General features: G+C 70.0%; 14 protein-coding genes. 4 read left to right on the top strand and 10 right to left on the bottom strand.

Features of this window, described 5'->3' with window-relative positions:
• The first annotated feature begins 43 nt into the window (after positions 1-43).
• The gene (locus RHOOR92_RS0104270; protein ID WP_027489687.1) at positions 44-565 is read left to right on the top strand and encodes an acyloxyacyl hydrolase; all 522 of its coding nucleotides are present in this window, start codon (positions 44-46) and stop codon (positions 563-565) included.
• Positions 566-624: 59 nt separating this feature from the next.
• Here the strand turns inward: RHOOR92_RS0104270 and RHOOR92_RS0104265 are convergent, their stop codons facing one another.
• From RHOOR92_RS0104265 to RHOOR92_RS0104245, 5 genes are all read right to left on the bottom strand, one after another.
• On the bottom strand, positions 625-2,151 hold the full coding sequence (locus RHOOR92_RS0104265; RefSeq protein WP_027489686.1) for a DHA2 family efflux MFS transporter permease subunit: 1,527 nt from the start codon (positions 2,149-2,151) through the stop codon (positions 625-627).
• 140 nt (positions 2,152-2,291) lie between these two features.
• The gene (locus RHOOR92_RS0104260; RefSeq protein WP_027489685.1) at positions 2,292-3,485 is read right to left on the bottom strand and encodes an HlyD family efflux transporter periplasmic adaptor subunit; all 1,194 of its coding nucleotides are present in this window, start codon (positions 3,483-3,485) and stop codon (positions 2,292-2,294) included.
• 9 nt (positions 3,486-3,494) lie between these two features.
• Positions 3,495-4,934: an efflux transporter outer membrane subunit gene (locus RHOOR92_RS0104255; RefSeq protein ID WP_027489684.1), complete on the bottom strand. Its 1,440-nt coding sequence runs from the start codon at positions 4,932-4,934 to the stop codon at positions 3,495-3,497.
• 23 nt (positions 4,935-4,957) lie between these two features.
• Entirely contained in the window at positions 4,958-5,416 is a 459-nt protein-coding gene (locus RHOOR92_RS0104250) for a MarR family transcriptional regulator (RefSeq protein ID WP_007510318.1), read from the bottom strand.
• Between the two features lie 75 nt (positions 5,417-5,491).
• Positions 5,492-5,752 carry a hypothetical protein gene (locus RHOOR92_RS0104245; protein ID WP_027489683.1) on the bottom strand — a complete coding sequence of 87 codons (261 nt, stop codon included), beginning with the start codon at positions 5,750-5,752 and terminating at the stop codon, positions 5,492-5,494.
• Between the two features lie 240 nt (positions 5,753-5,992).
• On the opposite strand from RHOOR92_RS0104245, the gene RHOOR92_RS0104240 reads away from it, so the two are divergent.
• Entirely contained in the window at positions 5,993-6,856 is an 864-nt protein-coding gene (locus RHOOR92_RS0104240; protein ID WP_037114853.1) for a helix-turn-helix transcriptional regulator, read from the top strand.
• Between the two features lie 31 nt (positions 6,857-6,887).
• On the opposite strand, the gene RHOOR92_RS0104235 is transcribed toward RHOOR92_RS0104240, so the two are convergent.
• The 5 genes from RHOOR92_RS0104235 to RHOOR92_RS0104215 all read right to left on the bottom strand — a co-directional run bounded on the left by RHOOR92_RS0104235 (position 6,888) and on the right by RHOOR92_RS0104215 (position 13,223).
• Positions 6,888-10,130, bottom strand: coding sequence for an efflux RND transporter permease subunit (locus tag RHOOR92_RS0104235; RefSeq protein ID WP_027489681.1), 3,243 nt, complete (start codon positions 10,128-10,130; stop codon positions 6,888-6,890).
• Entirely contained in the window at positions 10,123-11,232 is a 1,110-nt protein-coding gene (locus RHOOR92_RS0104230) for an efflux RND transporter periplasmic adaptor subunit (RefSeq protein WP_027489680.1), read from the bottom strand. Before RHOOR92_RS0104230 ends, RHOOR92_RS0104235 begins: the two co-directional genes overlap by 8 nt.
• Positions 11,229-11,612, bottom strand: a complete 384-nt coding sequence (locus RHOOR92_RS0104225; RefSeq protein WP_027489679.1) for a DUF302 domain-containing protein — start codon at positions 11,610-11,612, stop codon at positions 11,229-11,231. Before RHOOR92_RS0104225 ends, RHOOR92_RS0104230 begins: the two co-directional genes overlap by 4 nt.
• Before the next feature lie 29 nt (positions 11,613-11,641).
• Positions 11,642-11,848 (bottom strand): DUF2892 domain-containing protein, encoded by a 207-nt coding sequence (locus tag RHOOR92_RS0104220; RefSeq protein WP_007510330.1) that lies wholly within the window; start codon positions 11,846-11,848, stop codon positions 11,642-11,644.
• A gap of 73 nt (positions 11,849-11,921) precedes the next feature.
• Positions 11,922-13,223, bottom strand: coding sequence for an FAD/NAD(P)-binding oxidoreductase (locus tag RHOOR92_RS0104215; RefSeq protein ID WP_027489678.1), 1,302 nt, complete (start codon positions 13,221-13,223; stop codon positions 11,922-11,924).
• A gap of 208 nt (positions 13,224-13,431) precedes the next feature.
• On the opposite strand from RHOOR92_RS0104215, the gene RHOOR92_RS0104210 reads away from it, so the two are divergent.
• Positions 13,432-13,782 (top strand): metalloregulator ArsR/SmtB family transcription factor, encoded by a 351-nt coding sequence (locus RHOOR92_RS0104210; RefSeq protein WP_027489677.1) that lies wholly within the window; start codon positions 13,432-13,434, stop codon positions 13,780-13,782.
• 43 nt (positions 13,783-13,825) lie between these two features.
• Positions 13,826-14,692, top strand: a complete 867-nt coding sequence (locus RHOOR92_RS0104205; protein WP_015446470.1) for an MBL fold metallo-hydrolase — start codon at positions 13,826-13,828, stop codon at positions 14,690-14,692.
• The last annotated feature ends 4 nt before the right edge of the window (positions 14,693-14,696 follow it).

The raw sequence follows: 14,696 nt of genomic DNA, 5'->3' as shown, positions 1-14,696 counted from the left end.
GACTATGCGGTACATAAAAAGAAACCTGCCGCGAGGTTGCCCCATGTCCCTTCGTCCCCTCATCCGCAGCGCGCTCGCGCTCGCCCTGGTCACCGCCGCGCTGCCTGCGACGGCCGCCCACTTCGAGCTGCAGGCCGGCCGCAGCTATTCGAACAGCCACGGCGCGAACACCGCCTTCGTCGAGGCCGTGTTCGCGCCGCAGCCGCTGGGCCAGACCCGCTTCACTTGGGCGCCGGATGTCTCGCTCGGCTGGATCGACGGCCGCCACGTGGCGACCGACGACAGCCGCTACACCAATCGCGACTCGGTGGCGTTGCTGGCCGCCGGCGCGCGTTTCCACTTCGGCGAGGCCGGCGACTGGTACCAGCCGCTGTTTTTCAGCGAACAGCTCGCCGTCACCAACCACGCCACCCACGCACTCTCCAGCCACTACCAGTTCGTCAGCACGCTGGGCTGGCAGGCGAAGCATTTCAGCGTGGCGCTGCGGCATGTCTCCAATGGCGGGCTGCACCGCCCGAACACCGGCGAGACGATGGCGCTGGTCGGCGTCGCGTTCGATCTCTGAGGTCGCGGCGGACGGCTCCGTGCGGAGCCGTTCGTCGGTGCCAATGCGTGCCGGCGGCTTCAGTGGCCGCCGGAGACGCTGCGCGCCTTCGGCGTGAACGGCGGCTTGGCCAGCCAGATCACCAGCACCAGCGCGAGGAAGATCCAGCCCAGCGCGTGGAACACCTCGTTGAACGAGATCTGGTAGGCCTGCTGGGTGATGATGTCGTTGAGCACGCCGGCGGCAGCCTGCTGGTCGCCCTGGCCGAGCTGATGCATCGCGGCCTGCGTGGTCGGACTGTAGGCGGTGATGTGCTCGGTCAGCTGTTCGTGGTGGGTCACCGCGCGGCGCTCCCACAGCAAGGTGGTGAGCGAGGCGGAGAAGCTGCCGCCCAGCGTGCGCAGGAAGGTGGCCAGGCCGGAGCCGGAGGCGATCTCGTTCTGCTGCAGGTCCGACAGCAGGATGGTCAGCACCGGCATGAAGAACAGCGCCACGCCCAGGCCCTGCCACAGCTGCACCATCGCCACGTGGTAGAAGTCGATGCCGATGAAGAAATCCGAGCGCATGAAGCAGGTCAGGCCCATCACCACGAACGCCGCCGCCGCCAGCAGCCGCAGATCCATGCGCGGCCCGTACTTGCCGACGACGAAGGTCAGCAGCACCGGGATGATGCCCAGCGGTGCGCTGGCGTAGCCGGCCCAGATCGAGGTGTAGCCGAGGTTGCGCTGCAGCCACAGCGGCACCATCAGTGCGATCGCGAAGAACGCCGCGTAACCGAGGATCAGCGCGATCGTGCCGACGGTGAAGTTGCGGTGGCGGAACAGTTTCAGGTCGACGATCGGGTCCTTGTCGGTCAGCTCCCAGATCAGGAACACCGCGATGCCGATTGCCGCGACGATGCTGGTGACGATGATGAAGGTGGAGTTGAACCAGTCCTCGTCGTTGCCCTTGTCCAACACGATCTGCAGCGCGCCCACGCCGATGATCAGGCTGATCAGGCCGACGTAGTCGATCTTCGGCCGCTCGGTCTTCTCCACCTTCCCGCGCAGCTGGTCGGCCACCACCATGCTGGCGAAGATGCCGATCGGCACGTTGATGAAGAAGATCCACGGCCATGAATAGTTGTCGGTGATCCAGCCGCCGAGGATCGGGCCGGCGATCGGCGCCACCACCGTCACCATCGCCAGCAGCGCCAGCGCCATGCCGCGCTTGGCCGGCGGATAGATGCCGATCAGCAGGCTCTGCGTGATCGGGTACATCGGCCCGGCCACCGCGCCCTGCAGCGCGCGGAACAGGATCAGCATGCCCATGCTCTGCGACACGCCGCACAGGAACGAGGCCAGCGCGAACAGCAGCGTGCAGGCGGTGAACAGCCGCACCTCGCCGAAGCGGCGGCTGAGGAAGCCGGTCAGCGGCAGCGCGATCGCCATGCTCACCGCGAACGAGGTGATCACCCAGGTGCTCTGGTTGCTGCTCACGCCGAGGTTGCCGGCGATGGTCGGCAGCGACACGTTGGCGATGGTGGTGTCCAGCACCTGCATGAAGGTGGCCAGCGACAGGCCGATCGTGCTGAGCGCCAGGTTGGGTGGGCGGAATTCGGTGGTCATCGGGATCGGCCGGAGGTGGAAGATCTGCTCCTCCCCCTGCAACGCAGGGGGAGGTCGGGAGGGGGTTGCTCTTCGCCTGAAAGATCAAGAGCACCCCACCCCAACCCTCCCCTGCGCAGCAGGGGAGGGAGCTGCTGGAATTACTTGGTGCGGGCCATGTTGGCGTGGACGATCTGCGTGATCGCCGCGTCGGCTTTGGCCAGTTGCTGCCGATAGACGTCGGTGCTGAAGGCGGGCTTGCTCGGCGAGCGCTGCGACAGCATCGGGCCGCTGCGGTCGTGCAGGCTCACGTCCACGTCCAGCGACATGCCGATGCGCAGCGGGTGCTGGTCGAGCTGGGCCGGATCGTCGAACACGATGCGCACCGGGATGCGCTGCACGATCTTGATCCAGTTGCCGGTGGCGTTCTGCGCCGGCAGCAGCGAGAACGCGCTGCCGGTGCCGACGCCCAGGCTCTGTACCTTGCCCTTGTATTCCACCGCGCCGCCGTAGACGTCGGACCTGATCGTCACCGGCTGGCCGATGCGCATGTCGGTGAGCTGGGTCTCCTTGAAGTTCGCATCCACCCACACGCCATGCAGCGGCACCACCGCCATCAGCGCGGCGCCCGGCTGCACGCGCTGGCCGACCTGCACCGAGCGTTTGGCCACATAGCCATCCACCGGCGCGATCAGGGTGGCGCGCACGTCGTCGAGGAAGGCGGCGCGCAGGCGGGCCGAGGCGGCCTGCACGTCCGGGTGCGAGGCGACCACGGTGTCGTCGACCAGCACCTTGCTGGTCTGGTACTGCTGCTGCGCCGCGGTCAGCGCGCTCTCGGCGCTGGTCAGCGCGTCGCTGGCATGCGCCAGCTCCTCGGCCGAGATCGCGCCGGACTTGGCCAGCGCCACGCGCCGGTGGTAGTCCGCGCGCGCCTTGTCCACCGCAGTCTGGCGCGCGGCCACGTCGGCGCGGGCACCGCTGACGCTGGAGTACAGCCCGCGCACCTTGCGCACGGTGTTGGCCAGGTTGGCCTTCGCCTCGGCCAGCGCCACGTCGGCATCGCTGGGGTCGAGCCGCACCAGCACGTCGCCGGCGTGCACCCGGTCGCCGTCATCGGCGCCGATGCTGACCACGGTGCCGGGCACCTGCGGGGTGATCTGCACCACGTTGCCGTTGACGTAGGCGTCGTCGGTGCCTTCGTACCAGCGCCCGTCGAGGAAATACCACAGCGCCCAGCCGATCACGGCGAGCAGCACCACGACGGCGAGTAGGCGCAGCAGCGGGCCGCGCGGGTTCTTCCGTGCGGGCGGGGCGAGCGGAGCGGGCCCGGGCGCGGTTGGATTCTGGCTGGACATGGGGCTGCCTCAGGAATGTGACGGGGTGGGAGACGGGGTGTCGGCCTGCGGTTGGAAACCGCCGCCGAGGGCCTGGATCAGCTGCACCGACAGATCGATCTGCTGCGCCGCGAGCGCGGCGCTGCCGCGTTCGGCGGCGAGCAGCTGCTGGCGCACGCTGAGCGCTTCCAGGTAGCTGCCGATGCCGGCCCGGTAGCGTTGTTCGGCAAGCTCCCAGGCCTGTTGCGCGGCATCCTGCGCGCGTTGCTGCGCGGCAATCTGCGTCTGCAGCGAGTCGCGCGCGGACAGCTCGTCGGCGACCTGGTTGAGCGCGCCGACCAGGGTCTGGTTGTACTGCGCCACGGCGAGGTCGTATTGCGCATCCTTGCCGGACAGGTTCGCGCGCCGGCGGCCGCCGTCGAAGATCGGCAGGCTGAGCGATGGCCCGACCTGGTAGAACCGTCCGGCCAGGCTGAACGGGTTGGCGCCGCCCATGCTGACCACGCCGGCCATCGCGCCGATGCTGATGTTCGGCAGGAAAGTGGTCTTCGCCGCCTTGATGTCCTTGCCCGCCGCCTCGACGCGCCAGCGCGCGGCGACCAGGTCGGCGCGGTGGCCGAGCAGGTCCAGCGGCAGATTGGACGGCACTGCCAGCACGCCCGGCTGCAGCAATCGCGGCCGGGCGATCTGCAGCCCGCGGTCGGGGCCCTTGCCCAGCAGCACCGACAACGACGAGCGCGCGGCGTCGACCGCGCGGCTGGCCAGCGCCACCTGCTGCTCGGCGCTGGCCACCTCGGCGTCGCCCTGCTTCAGCGCGATCTGGTTGTCGATGCCGGCGGCGACGCGCTGGCGGGTCAGCTCGCGCGACTGCTGCGCGCGCTGCAGCTCGCCGGCGGTCAGGTCCTGCTGGGTGAACGCGTAGCCGAGCTGCGCATAGGCGCGGGCCAGGTTGCCGGAAAGTTCGATGCGTGCGGCGCGGGCGTCGACCTCGGCGGCGCGCGCCTGGCCCACGGCCGCTTCCCACGCGGCGCGCTTGCCGCCCCACAGGTCCAGGTCCCACTGAAAGCTGGCGTAGCCGTACTTGGCCAGCGCGAAGTGCGCCTTGTCGCCGAGCAGCGCGGCCGGCGGCCGGGCGCCGGCGATCGCGGCGCCGCCATTCACGCTGGGCCCGCGTGCGGCACCGGCGATGCCCGCCGCGGCCTGCGCCGCGCGGGCGCGGGCGTCGGCGACGCCGAGGCCGGGGTTGTCCTGCAGCGCCTCGGCGATCAGCGCGTCGAGCTGCGGGTCGCCCAGCCCGCGCCACCAGTCGGTGGTCGGCCACGCGGCCGCGGACAGGTGGGCCAGGCTGCGTCCGGCCTTCAGCGCAGCCGGATCGATCGGCGTGCCGTCGGGGTGCAGGCCGCCGCTGCTGGCGCAGGCGGCCAGCGCAAGGGTCAGGGCGGCCGCAGCCGCAAGTCGATGCAGACGCATGGGAAGGTCCAGGGTGGAAAGGGTCAGTGCTTGTCGCGCAGCGCGTGCAGCACGCGCTCCAGGTAATCGTGCAGCCGCGCCTGCTCGGCTTCGTCCAGCGAGCGCTGGGCTGCCCTGAGCACGCGATCGTTGCAGTCGGTCAGCTCCTGCCACAGCGTGGTGCCGGCCGCGGTCAGCTCGATCCGCAGGGCGCGGCGATCCTGCTCATGCCGGCAGCGGCGCAGGTAGCCCTTGCCCTCGAGATGGTCGAGCTGGCGGGTCATCGCGCCGCCGTCCAGTTCGACCGAACGGGCCAACTCGCTGGCCGACATCGGGCCGAGCCGGGCCAGCCGCTTGAGGATCAGGAACTGGGTGAAGCTCAGGTTCAGGCCCTTCGCCGCCAGTTCGGCTTCCATCGCGCGCACGATCTCGGCGCGGACGAGCCCGAGCAGGATGCCGAGACTTTCCCGGGGGGTGGCGAAAGCTAGCGATTCGGAGTTCATGGCCGCGCATTCTATTGCCTCAAGTATATTTGTCAAGGCAAATATATGCTGAATTGCATTTGCTTCGGCAAGAGGTCAGGCGGCGCGCATCCGCTGGGCCTGCAGCTCGTCGTGCACCAGCGCGCGCAGCGCCGGATCGCGGAGGGTGAACAGCTCGAACACGCCCAGCGCCTGCAGGGTCGGCAGTTGCGCCAGCAGGCGGGGTTCGGCGTCGCGGCGCACCGATTCGGGGGTGGCCGGATCCAGCATCAACTGCGCGTGCACCACGAAGTCGGTGAGCGCGTCGCTGCGTGGGGCGTGCAGCGGGGCGGGGACGGGGACGGGGAGTAACGACATGTCATCTCCTGCATGGATGGACACAAGGACGTCTGCGCGTGGCGCGCCGTGACAGGCTGTTGCCGCACGGGCTGGCGTGGCGAGCGGGGCGGCAGGCCGCAGACCGGGTGGGGCCGCACCGCCGGCGTCACGGTCACGTGCGGGCACATGACTTGGGGGACAGGCGACGGTAGGTCGCTGCCGCTAGCATGGGAAGGCAGTCCCCACTGCTGGTACTCCCACTACCACCCGGGCATGCCCATGCGCACCTCCCTGCAACGCACCGAGCTGAAGGCTTTCCTGCGCGCGCGCCGCGCCGCGCTCGTCCCCGAGGCGGTCGGCCTGCCGCGCGGGCCGCGCCGGCTGACGCCGGGGCTGCGTCGCGAGGAGGTGGCGGCGTTGGCCCAGGTCGGCGTCAGCTGGTACACGTGGCTGGAGCAGGGCCGCGCGATCAACGTGTCGGCCGCGGCGCTGACGCGGATCGCGCGTGCGCTGGCGCTGTCGCCGACCGACGAAGCCTACCTGTTCGCGCTGATGGGGCTGACCCGCACCGACGTGCCGGAGCACCACTTCAGCCTGCCGCCGGTCATGCGCGAGGTGCTGGACCTGTACCAGGCGCCGGCCTTCGTGCTGGACACGGTGTTCAACCTGCTGGCGTGGAACCGCATGGCCGAATGCCTGTACGACTTCGGCGAATTCGGCGGGCCGTTCGCCGACAACCACCTGTGGAACGCGTTCATGAACCCGGCGCGGCGGCGGCTGTACCCGGATTTCGAGAACGGCGCACTGAACCTGCTCGGCATGTTCCGCATGAACCAGGCGGCGCATCCGGAAGACCTGCGCTTCCACCAGCTGATCGAGGCGCTGAATGTGGCCAGCGCGGAGTTCGTCGCGCTGTGGCAGCGCTGCCACACCGCGCCGCTGAGCGCGATCACGGTGCCGTTCTTCCATCCCGAGTTCGGCGACCTCAGCATCCACTCGATGCGCCTGCCGATCCGCGACGGCGACCACGTCGACCGCGCCACCGCGTTTTTCTTCGCGCCGGCGAATGCCGAAACCGCCGCGAGTTTCGCCCGCGTCGCCCGCCGCCTTGCCGCGCAGCAGGCCGCACCGGCACAGGCCTGAGCGTCGCGCCGCCGGCGTGGCGGCGTGACGCTCAGCCCGCGTCGTGGCCGGGCAGGTGGCGGCCGCCGCCGCGGGACAACCAGGCGTAGTACAGCAGCGGAATCACCAGCAGGGTCAGCACGGTCGATACCAGCACGCCGAACACCAGCGACACCGCCAGGCCCTGGAAGATCGGGTCGCCGAGGATGAAGAACGCGCCGAGCATCGCCGCCAGCGCGGTGAGGATGATCGGCTTGGCGCGCACCGCGCCGGCTTCGACCACCGCCTCTTCCAGGCTCAGCCCCGCCGCCAGCGAGTGGTTGATGAAGTCCACCAGCAGGATCGAGTTGCGCACGATGATGCCGGCCAGCGCGATCATGCCGATCATCGAGGTGGCGGTGAACTGCGCGCCGAACAGCCAGTGGCCCGGCATCACGCCGATCACGGTCAGCGGGATCGGCGCCATGATGATCAGCGGCACCAGGTAGCTGCGGAACTGCCCGACCACCAGCAGGTAGATCAGCAGCAGGCCCATCGAGTAGGCGATGCCCATGTCGCGGAACGTCTCCAGGGTGATCTCCCACTCGCCGCTCCAGCGCACCGAGAAGCCGCTGTCGCCGGTCGGCGGCCCGGTGAACTCCTGCGCCAGCTGATGGCCGTGCAGGCGCGTCTGGCCGATCTTGCCGACCAGCCGGAACATGCCGTAGACCGGGCTGTCCTCGCTGCCGGCGTCGTCGCCGGTGACGAAGGCGTAGGGCAGCAAGTCCTTGTGGTAGACCGCGTCGGCCCACGGCCGGGTGACCACCTTCACCACCTCGGAGATCGGCACCAACTGGCCCGCGGCGGAGCGCACGCGCAGCGTGAGCACGCTGTCCAGCGAGCCCAGCGCGGCCGACGGCAGCCGCAGCACGATCGGCACCGCGTACTTGGCGTTCTCGTCCGCCACGTAGCTGGCCGGCATGCCGCCCAGGCTGGCGCGCAGCGCGTCGACGATGTCGGCCTGGCTGATGCCCAGCGCGGCCGCGCGCGCGCGGTCGATCTCGACCAGCCGACGCGTCGCCTGCGGGTTCTCCGTGCTCAGGTTGACGTCGACGATGCCCGGCGTGCGCTCGAACAATTGCGCCAGCGCCAGCGCCACCCCGCGCTGGTCGCGGTAGTCCGGCCCGTAGACCTCGGCCACGATCGGCGCCATCACCGGCGGCCCGGGCGGCACCTCGGCCACCACCAGTCGGGCGTGGAAGCGCTGCGCCACCGCCGCCAGCGCCGGGCGCGCCGCCAGCGCGATCTGGTGGCTCTGCCGCTGGCGCTCGCCCTTATCGACCAGGTTGACCTGGATGTCGCCCTGGTACGGCTGGTTGCGCAGGTAGTACTGGCGCACCAGGCCGTTGAAGTTCATCGGCGCCGAGGTGCCGGCGTAGAGCTGGTAATCCTTCACCTCCGGCACGCCGTCCAGCACGCGGCCGAGCTCGACCAGCACGCGCTGGGTCTGCTCCAGGGTCGAGCCCTCGGGCATGTTCAGCACCACCTGGAACTCGGACTTGTTGTCGAATGGCAGCATCTTCAGCACCACCAGCTTGACCCCGGCCAGGCCGGCGGCCAGCAGCACCAGCACGGTCATGCCGAGGAACAGCCGGCGCCGGTTGCGCGCCGCCTTCGGGTGGCCGAGGAACGGGCGCATCACGCGGGTGAACAGGTTCTGCAGGAAGCCGTCGATGCGCGAGTGCTCCGCCGCGCCGGCCGCTGGCGCGTGGCGGCGCAGCAGCTGGTAGGCCAGCCACGGCGTGACCACGAAGGCCACCGCCAGCGAGATCAGCATGCCGACCGAGGCGTTGATCGGGATCGGCCGCATGTACGGCCCCATCAGCCCGCCGACGAAGGCCATCGGCAGCAGCGCGGCGATCACCGTGAAGGTGGCCAGGATGGTCGGCCCGCCCACTTCGTCCACCGCGGCGGGAATCGCCTGCAGCAGGCTCTTGTCGCCGCGCGCCATGTGCCGGTGGATGTTCTCCACCACCACGATCGCGTCGTCGACCAGGATGCCGATCGAGAAGATCAGCGCGAACAGCGACACCCGGTTGATGGTGAAGCCGATCGCCCACGAGGCGAACAGGGTCGCCGCCAGCGTCACCACCACGGCGGTGCCGACCACCACCGCCTCGCGCCAGCCCAGTGCCAGCAGCACCAGCAGCACCACCGCCAGCGCGGCCAGGCCCAGGTGCAGCAGCAGCTCGTCGGCCTTGTCGTTGGCGGTCTGCCCGTAGTCGCGGGTCACCGTGGCGTGCACGCCGTCGGGGATGTCCACCCCGCGCAAGGCGTCCAGCCGTTCGCGGATGGTGCCGGCGATGGTGTGGGCGTTGCTGCCGGCCTTCTTGGCGATCGCCAGGGTCACCGCGGGGGCCAACCCGGCGAGCGGCCCAGTGCGGCCCGGCGGCGTGCCGAACGAGGCCAGCCGCGTCACGTGGTCGCTGCCCGCCACCACGCGGGCCACGTCCGACAGGTAGAGCGGACGGCCGTCGGCCAGGCCGATCACCAGCTGCGCGACCTCGTCCGCGTTCATCAGCAAGCTGCCGGCCTTGACCGGCAGGTCGCGGTTGCCGCCGATCTCGCTGCCGGCGTCGACCGCCACGTTGGCCGCCTTCAGCGTGCGCACCAGGTCGGCGACACTGAGCTGGTGGGTGGCCAGCTTCGCCGGGTCGAGCTCGACCATCACCGCCCGCTCCGGCGCGCCGATGGTGTAGACGTCGCGCGTGCCGGGCACCCGCTTGAGCTCGGTCTCCAGCGTGTGCGCCACCTTGGCCAGCTGCTCGGGCGTGGCCTCCGGGCGGTCGGACCACAGGGTCACCGCCATCATCGGCACGTCGTCGATCCCGTACGGCTTCACCAGCGGCTGGCCGACGCCGAGCCCGGCCGGCACCCAGTCGGCGTTGGAGTACAGCTTGTTGTACAGGTCGACCAGCGCCTGCTGGCGCGGCACGCCGACGTCGAACTCCACCGTCACCACCGCCATGCCGGCGCGGCTCATCGAGTAGACGTGCTTGACGCCCTTGATCTCGGCGACCTTCTGCTCCAGCGGAAAACTCACCAGATTCTCGACGCTCTGCACGCTGGCGCCCGGATACGGCACCAGCACGTTGGCCATGGTCACCTCGATCTGCGGGTCTTCCTCCTTGGGCGTGATGACCGCCGCGGCGATGCCCAGCAGCAGCCCGGCCAGCGCCAGCAGGGGCGTGATCTGCGAGGCCTGGAACGCGCGCGCGATGCGCCCGGAGATACCCAGTCGGACCGGCTCAGTCATGGGTGGACGCGCCGCTGGAGGACTGGCCGGCGGCGTGCCGCGCGACCAGCCAGGCTCGGGCCGCCTGCGGGTCGCGGGCCACGCGCTCGCCATCGTCGAGCCCGGCCAGGATCTCGACCTGCTCGCCGTCGTGCTCGCCGATGCGCAGCTGGCGCAGGCTCACCCCGCGCGCGTCGATCACGTAGGCGCCGACCAGTTCGCCGCGGCGGACCAGCGCCGAGGCGGGCAGCAGCAGGCGCTTCGCCGCGCCGGTGGCGAACGCCACCTTCACCGTCATGCCCGGATACAGGCCGCCGCTGTCCGCCGGCAGCGGCAGGCGCACGTTGAACGTGTGGGTCTGCGGGTCGGCGTAGGGAAACACCTCGACCGCGCCGGCCGGAATGCGCCGCTCGCCGCTCAGCACCTGCGCCGAGTGGAACTGGCGGATCGCCTCGACCGCGCTCTGCGGCACCTGCACGTTGACCCGCAGCTGGTCCAGCGCCTGCAGCTGGATCAGCGGCTGCGGCGACGGCGGCCCGGCCTGTACCGCCTCGCCCACGTGCACGAAGCGGCGCGTGATGATGCCGGCGAACGGCGCGCGCAGCACGGTGTAGTCCAGCTGCTGGCCGACATTCGCCAGCTGCGCGCGCGCGGCATCGCGCGCCGCCCGGGCCGCATCGCGCGCGGCGCGCTGCTGGTCCATCTGCGCGGCGGACACGTAGCCTTTCGCGTAGACCGCCGCGATGCGCTCGAACGACGCCTGCGCATCCTTGTAGGTCGCCTCGGCCGAAGCCAACTGCGCCTGCGCGGCCTGGCGCGCGGACTGCTGCTCCACGTCGCTGAAGCGCACCAGCACCTCGCCCTTGGCCACCACGTCGTTGACGTCGTGCGGCAGTTCGCGCACGCGCGCATTGGTCTGCGCGGTGATCGTCACCTGCTGCACGGCCTCGACCACGCCGTCCCAGAGCTGCTGCCGCCGCGCGTCCTCCGCGCGCACGACGATCGCCGCCAGGGCCGGCGGTTTCGCCGCGCCGGCGCCGGCGGATGGCTTGCCGCCGCAGCCGGCGAGCAGGCCAAGTGCGAGCAGCGCAACGGGCAGCAGGCGGTGTCGGTGCATGCTCATGCGGCCTCGTCGATCATCCGCATCGTCGCGCCTTCGACCTCCTGCGCGATCGCGGCCAGCGAGGCATCCTGCGAGAGCATGCCGAGCATCGGCACCGGCTTGATCATGCCGATGCGCGTGCGGCCGTGTTCGGTGTACACCGAGATGCGGCAGGGCAGCGCCATGTTCATGCGCAGGTCGGTAGCCAGCACGCTGGCGGCGTGGCGCGGGCTGCACACCTCGAACACCTTGCACTGCTCGGCGAACGCGAAGCCCTTGCTGCGCAAGGTGGCGCCCAGGTCATGCACGTGCAGCACGCCGAACTGGTGGCGTTTGACCGCGGCGTCGAGATCGCCGACCGCGTCCTCGAACGATTTTGCCGATTCCACAATGTAGTACATGGTGCCTGCCTCACTCGCGCGCGGCGCGTTCACGACTTGACCGCGCAGGCCGGCTTCAGGCCGAGCTTGCGCAGGACGGTGGCCAGCGGGCAGAAGCCGCTGAAGGCGGACTGGAACAGGTTCAGTCCGACAAAGGCGGTCAGCCACAACCAGCCGGGCGACACGAAGTGGGCGAGGCCCAGGCTGATCAGGATCACCGCGCCGGCGAAGGCCCGTACCGCGTTTTCGATGGTCATGTTGTTCTCCTGCAGTGGATGGAGGGTGGCGCGGCGCGTCGGCCCTTCATGGGGGCAGCCTCGCTGCGGGCGGTCATGGAGCCGGCGTCTCGTCGGCCTTGACGTCCGGTTTCAGGCGGTCGATGCCGAACGCCTCCATGATGGTTTTCTCGTAGATCGGGTCGGCCTGGCCCTTGCGCATCTTGCGCAGGAAGTACTTCTCGTAGGCGACCTTGGCCAGGTGCACCCATTTGCCGGTCATCGCCTTGGTCACGTTGCGCGGCGGAATCTGCGGCAGGGCGATGAAGGCGAAGCCGCGGTCGCCCATGTCGGCCAGGCACATCGCGTTCCAGGTGGCGCGCGCGTGCGGCGGCCGGCCGGCGATGGCGTCGCGCAGGTTGTGCGCGATGGCGGTGACCATCGACTCGATCATCAGCCCGGTCTTGGGCGCGCCGGTGGGTACCGGCGTGACTTCCACCGGCGGAATCGCCACGCACACGCCGGCGGCGTAGACGTTGGGGTAGCTCGGGTTGCGCTGGAATTCGTCGATCAGCACGAAGCCGCCCGGGTTGACCAGGCCTTCGACCTCCTTCACCGCGTCGACGCCGGCGAACGAGGGCAGCAGCATCGAGAAGGCAAACGGCAGCTCGTGCTGCTGCTGCAGCTGGCCGCGTTCGTCCAGCTGCTCGACATGCATCTTGCCGGATTCGACCGAGGTCACCCGCGCATTGGTGATCCACTTGATGTGGCGCTGGCGCAGTTCCGATTCGAGCAACCCCTTGGAGTCGCCGATGCCGCCCAGGCCCATGTGGCCGATGTACGGTTCGGCGCTGACGTAGGTCATCGGCACCCGGTCGCGCAGCTTGCGCTGGCGCAGGTCGGTGTCCACGATCATGGCGAACTCGTAGGCGGGGCCGAAACAGCTGGCGCCCTGCGCCGCGCCGATCACGATCGGCCCCGGATGCTTCAGGAACTCCTGGTAGGCCAGCCAGGCGCGGTGCGCGTGCGGGCCGGTGCAGATCGACTGCGTGAACCCGTCCGGCCCGCTGCCCGGCACCCGTTCGAACGCCAGGCGCGGCCCGGTGGTGATCACCAGGTAGTCGTAGTCGAGCGTGCGCCCGTCGCCCAGCTCGATCCGGTTATCCGCCGGGCGCACCTTGCTGGCGCTGGCGTCGATGAAATGGATGTCGCGCCGGGCCAGCGGCTGGGCGACGTCCACCCGGATCTCGTCCTGCTTGCGCCAACCCACCGCCACCCAGGGGTTGGACGGCGTGAAGTTGAACTGCGGCCCTTCGCCGACCACGGTGATCGCGTGTTCGCTGCCCACGGTGTCGCGGATCTCGTAGGCCGCCGACATGCCGCCCAGGCCTGCTCCAAGGATGATGATGTTTGCCATGGCTCGACACTCCTCTGGGATGTGTGGAAACGGGACTGCTCATCTCGGCTGAAGCCAGTTGCCACGGTAGGCGCTGGTGCGGTGCGGCGGCTTGACCAGGGTCAACATCCGCTAATAGAAAAATCTACATTAGATATAGCTTATTTAGATGGCTGTGCTAAAGTCAAGCCCTGACATCCCGCGGACCGACCTGCCCGGAGGCGCAGCCATGCCGTTACCGAACCATGCGGACCTGGGCGCCATGCGTGCCTGCGCCGACGATGCGTCGCGGCTGCTCAAGGCGCTCGGCAACGCCCAGCGCCTGCGCGTGTTGTGCCTGCTGGTCGACCACGAAATGTCGGTGGGGCAGATCAATGAGCAGTTGCCCGACCTGGCCCAGTCCGCGCTCTCGCAGCACCTGGCCAGGCTGCGCGAGGAAGGCCTGGTGAGCACGCGGCGCGAGTCGCAGACCATCTGGTACGCGCTCGCGCCGGGGCCGGCCGAACGGATCATCGACGCGCTGTATGGCATCTATTGCGCGCCTGCGGAAAAATCGCGCACACGGAAGTCGCGGGCCTGAGCCGCGCGCGGCCGCGCTTCGATCACCCAACGGGGGAGCCTCCATGCCACAGCCCGACGTGACGGCGTTCTTCCACGCCGCCAGCCACACCTTCAGCTACGTGGTGGCGGACCCGGCCACGCGCCGCGCCGCGGTGATCGACGCGGTGCTCGACTACGACGCGGCGTCCGGGCGCAGCGGGCACCCGTCGGCCGACGCGCTGGTGGCGTTCGTGCAGGCGCAGGGGCTGGCGGTCGACTGGATCATCGAGACGCACGTGCACGCCGACCACCTGTCGGCGGCGCCGTACGTGCAGGCGCAGCTTGGCGGCCGGATCGGCATCGGCGAGCACGTGCGCGCGGTGCAGGCGACCTTCGGCGAGCTGTTCAACGCCGGCGCCGGCTTCGCCCGCGACGGCAGCCAGTTCGACCACCTGTTCGCCGACGGCGAGCGCTACCTGGTCGGCGGCATCGAGGCGCAGGCGCTGCACACGCCCGGCCATACGCCGGCGTGCATGACGCACGTGATCGGCGATGCGGCATTCGTCGGCGACACCCTGTTCATGCCCGACTACGGCACCGCGCGCTGCGACTTTCCCGGCGGCGACGCGGCGACGCTGTACCGCTCGATCCGGCGCCTCTTCGAGCTGCCGGACCGCATGCGGATCTTCCTCTGCCACGACTACAAGGCGCCCGGCCGCGAGACGTTCGCGCACCAGACCACGGTGGCGGCCGAGCGCACCGGCAATGTCCACGTGCACGACGGCATCGGCGAGGCCGAGTTCGTCACCCTGCGCCGCGCGCGCGACGCCACGCTGGCCGTGCCGCCGCTGCTGCTGCCGGCAGTGCAGGTGAACATGCGCGCGGGCCGGCTGCCGCCGGCCGAGGACAACGGCGTGCATTACCTGAAAATCCCGCTGGATGCGTTCTGAGCAA

The organism is Rhodanobacter sp. OR92, assembly GCF_000427545.1.
Classification (GTDB): Bacteria; Pseudomonadota; Gammaproteobacteria; order Xanthomonadales; family Rhodanobacteraceae; genus Rhodanobacter; species Rhodanobacter denitrificans.
This window is presented reverse-complemented; position numbering and strand designations above follow the sequence as displayed.

What these genes read in the sequence shown, in the direction of transcription:
- RHOOR92_RS0104270 (WP_027489687.1), top strand. Translation starts at nt 44, where the DNA reads ATGTCCCTTCGTCCCCTCATCCGCAGCGCGCTCGCGCTCGCCCTGGTC.
- RHOOR92_RS0104210 (WP_027489677.1), top strand. Translation starts at nt 13,432, where the DNA reads ATGCCGTTACCGAACCATGCGGACCTGGGCGCCATGCGTGCCTGCGCC.
- RHOOR92_RS0104255 (WP_027489684.1), bottom strand. Translation starts at nt 4,934, where the DNA reads ATGCGTCTGCATCGACTTGCGGCTGCGGCCGCCCTGACCCTTGCGCTG.
- RHOOR92_RS0104235 (WP_027489681.1), bottom strand. Translation starts at nt 10,130, where the DNA reads ATGACTGAGCCGGTCCGACTGGGTATCTCCGGGCGCATCGCGCGCGCG.
- RHOOR92_RS0104250 (WP_007510318.1), bottom strand. Translation starts at nt 5,416, where the DNA reads ATGAACTCCGAATCGCTAGCTTTCGCCACCCCCCGGGAAAGTCTCGGC.
- RHOOR92_RS0104220 (WP_007510330.1), bottom strand. Translation starts at nt 11,848, where the DNA reads ATGACCATCGAAAACGCGGTACGGGCCTTCGCCGGCGCGGTGATCCTG.
- RHOOR92_RS0104260 (WP_027489685.1), bottom strand. Translation starts at nt 3,485, where the DNA reads ATGTCCAGCCAGAATCCAACCGCGCCCGGGCCCGCTCCGCTCGCCCCG.
- RHOOR92_RS0104205 (WP_015446470.1), top strand. Translation starts at nt 13,826, where the DNA reads ATGCCACAGCCCGACGTGACGGCGTTCTTCCACGCCGCCAGCCACACC.
- RHOOR92_RS0104230 (WP_027489680.1), bottom strand. Translation starts at nt 11,232, where the DNA reads ATGAGCATGCACCGACACCGCCTGCTGCCCGTTGCGCTGCTCGCACTT.
- RHOOR92_RS0104265 (WP_027489686.1), bottom strand. Translation starts at nt 2,151, where the DNA reads ATGACCACCGAATTCCGCCCACCCAACCTGGCGCTCAGCACGATCGGC.
- RHOOR92_RS0104225 (WP_027489679.1), bottom strand. Translation starts at nt 11,612, where the DNA reads ATGTACTACATTGTGGAATCGGCAAAATCGTTCGAGGACGCGGTCGGC.
- RHOOR92_RS0104215 (WP_027489678.1), bottom strand. Translation starts at nt 13,223, where the DNA reads ATGGCAAACATCATCATCCTTGGAGCAGGCCTGGGCGGCATGTCGGCG.
- RHOOR92_RS0104240 (WP_037114853.1), top strand. Translation starts at nt 5,993, where the DNA reads ATGCGCACCTCCCTGCAACGCACCGAGCTGAAGGCTTTCCTGCGCGCG.
- RHOOR92_RS0104245 (WP_027489683.1), bottom strand. Translation starts at nt 5,752, where the DNA reads ATGTCGTTACTCCCCGTCCCCGTCCCCGCCCCGCTGCACGCCCCACGC.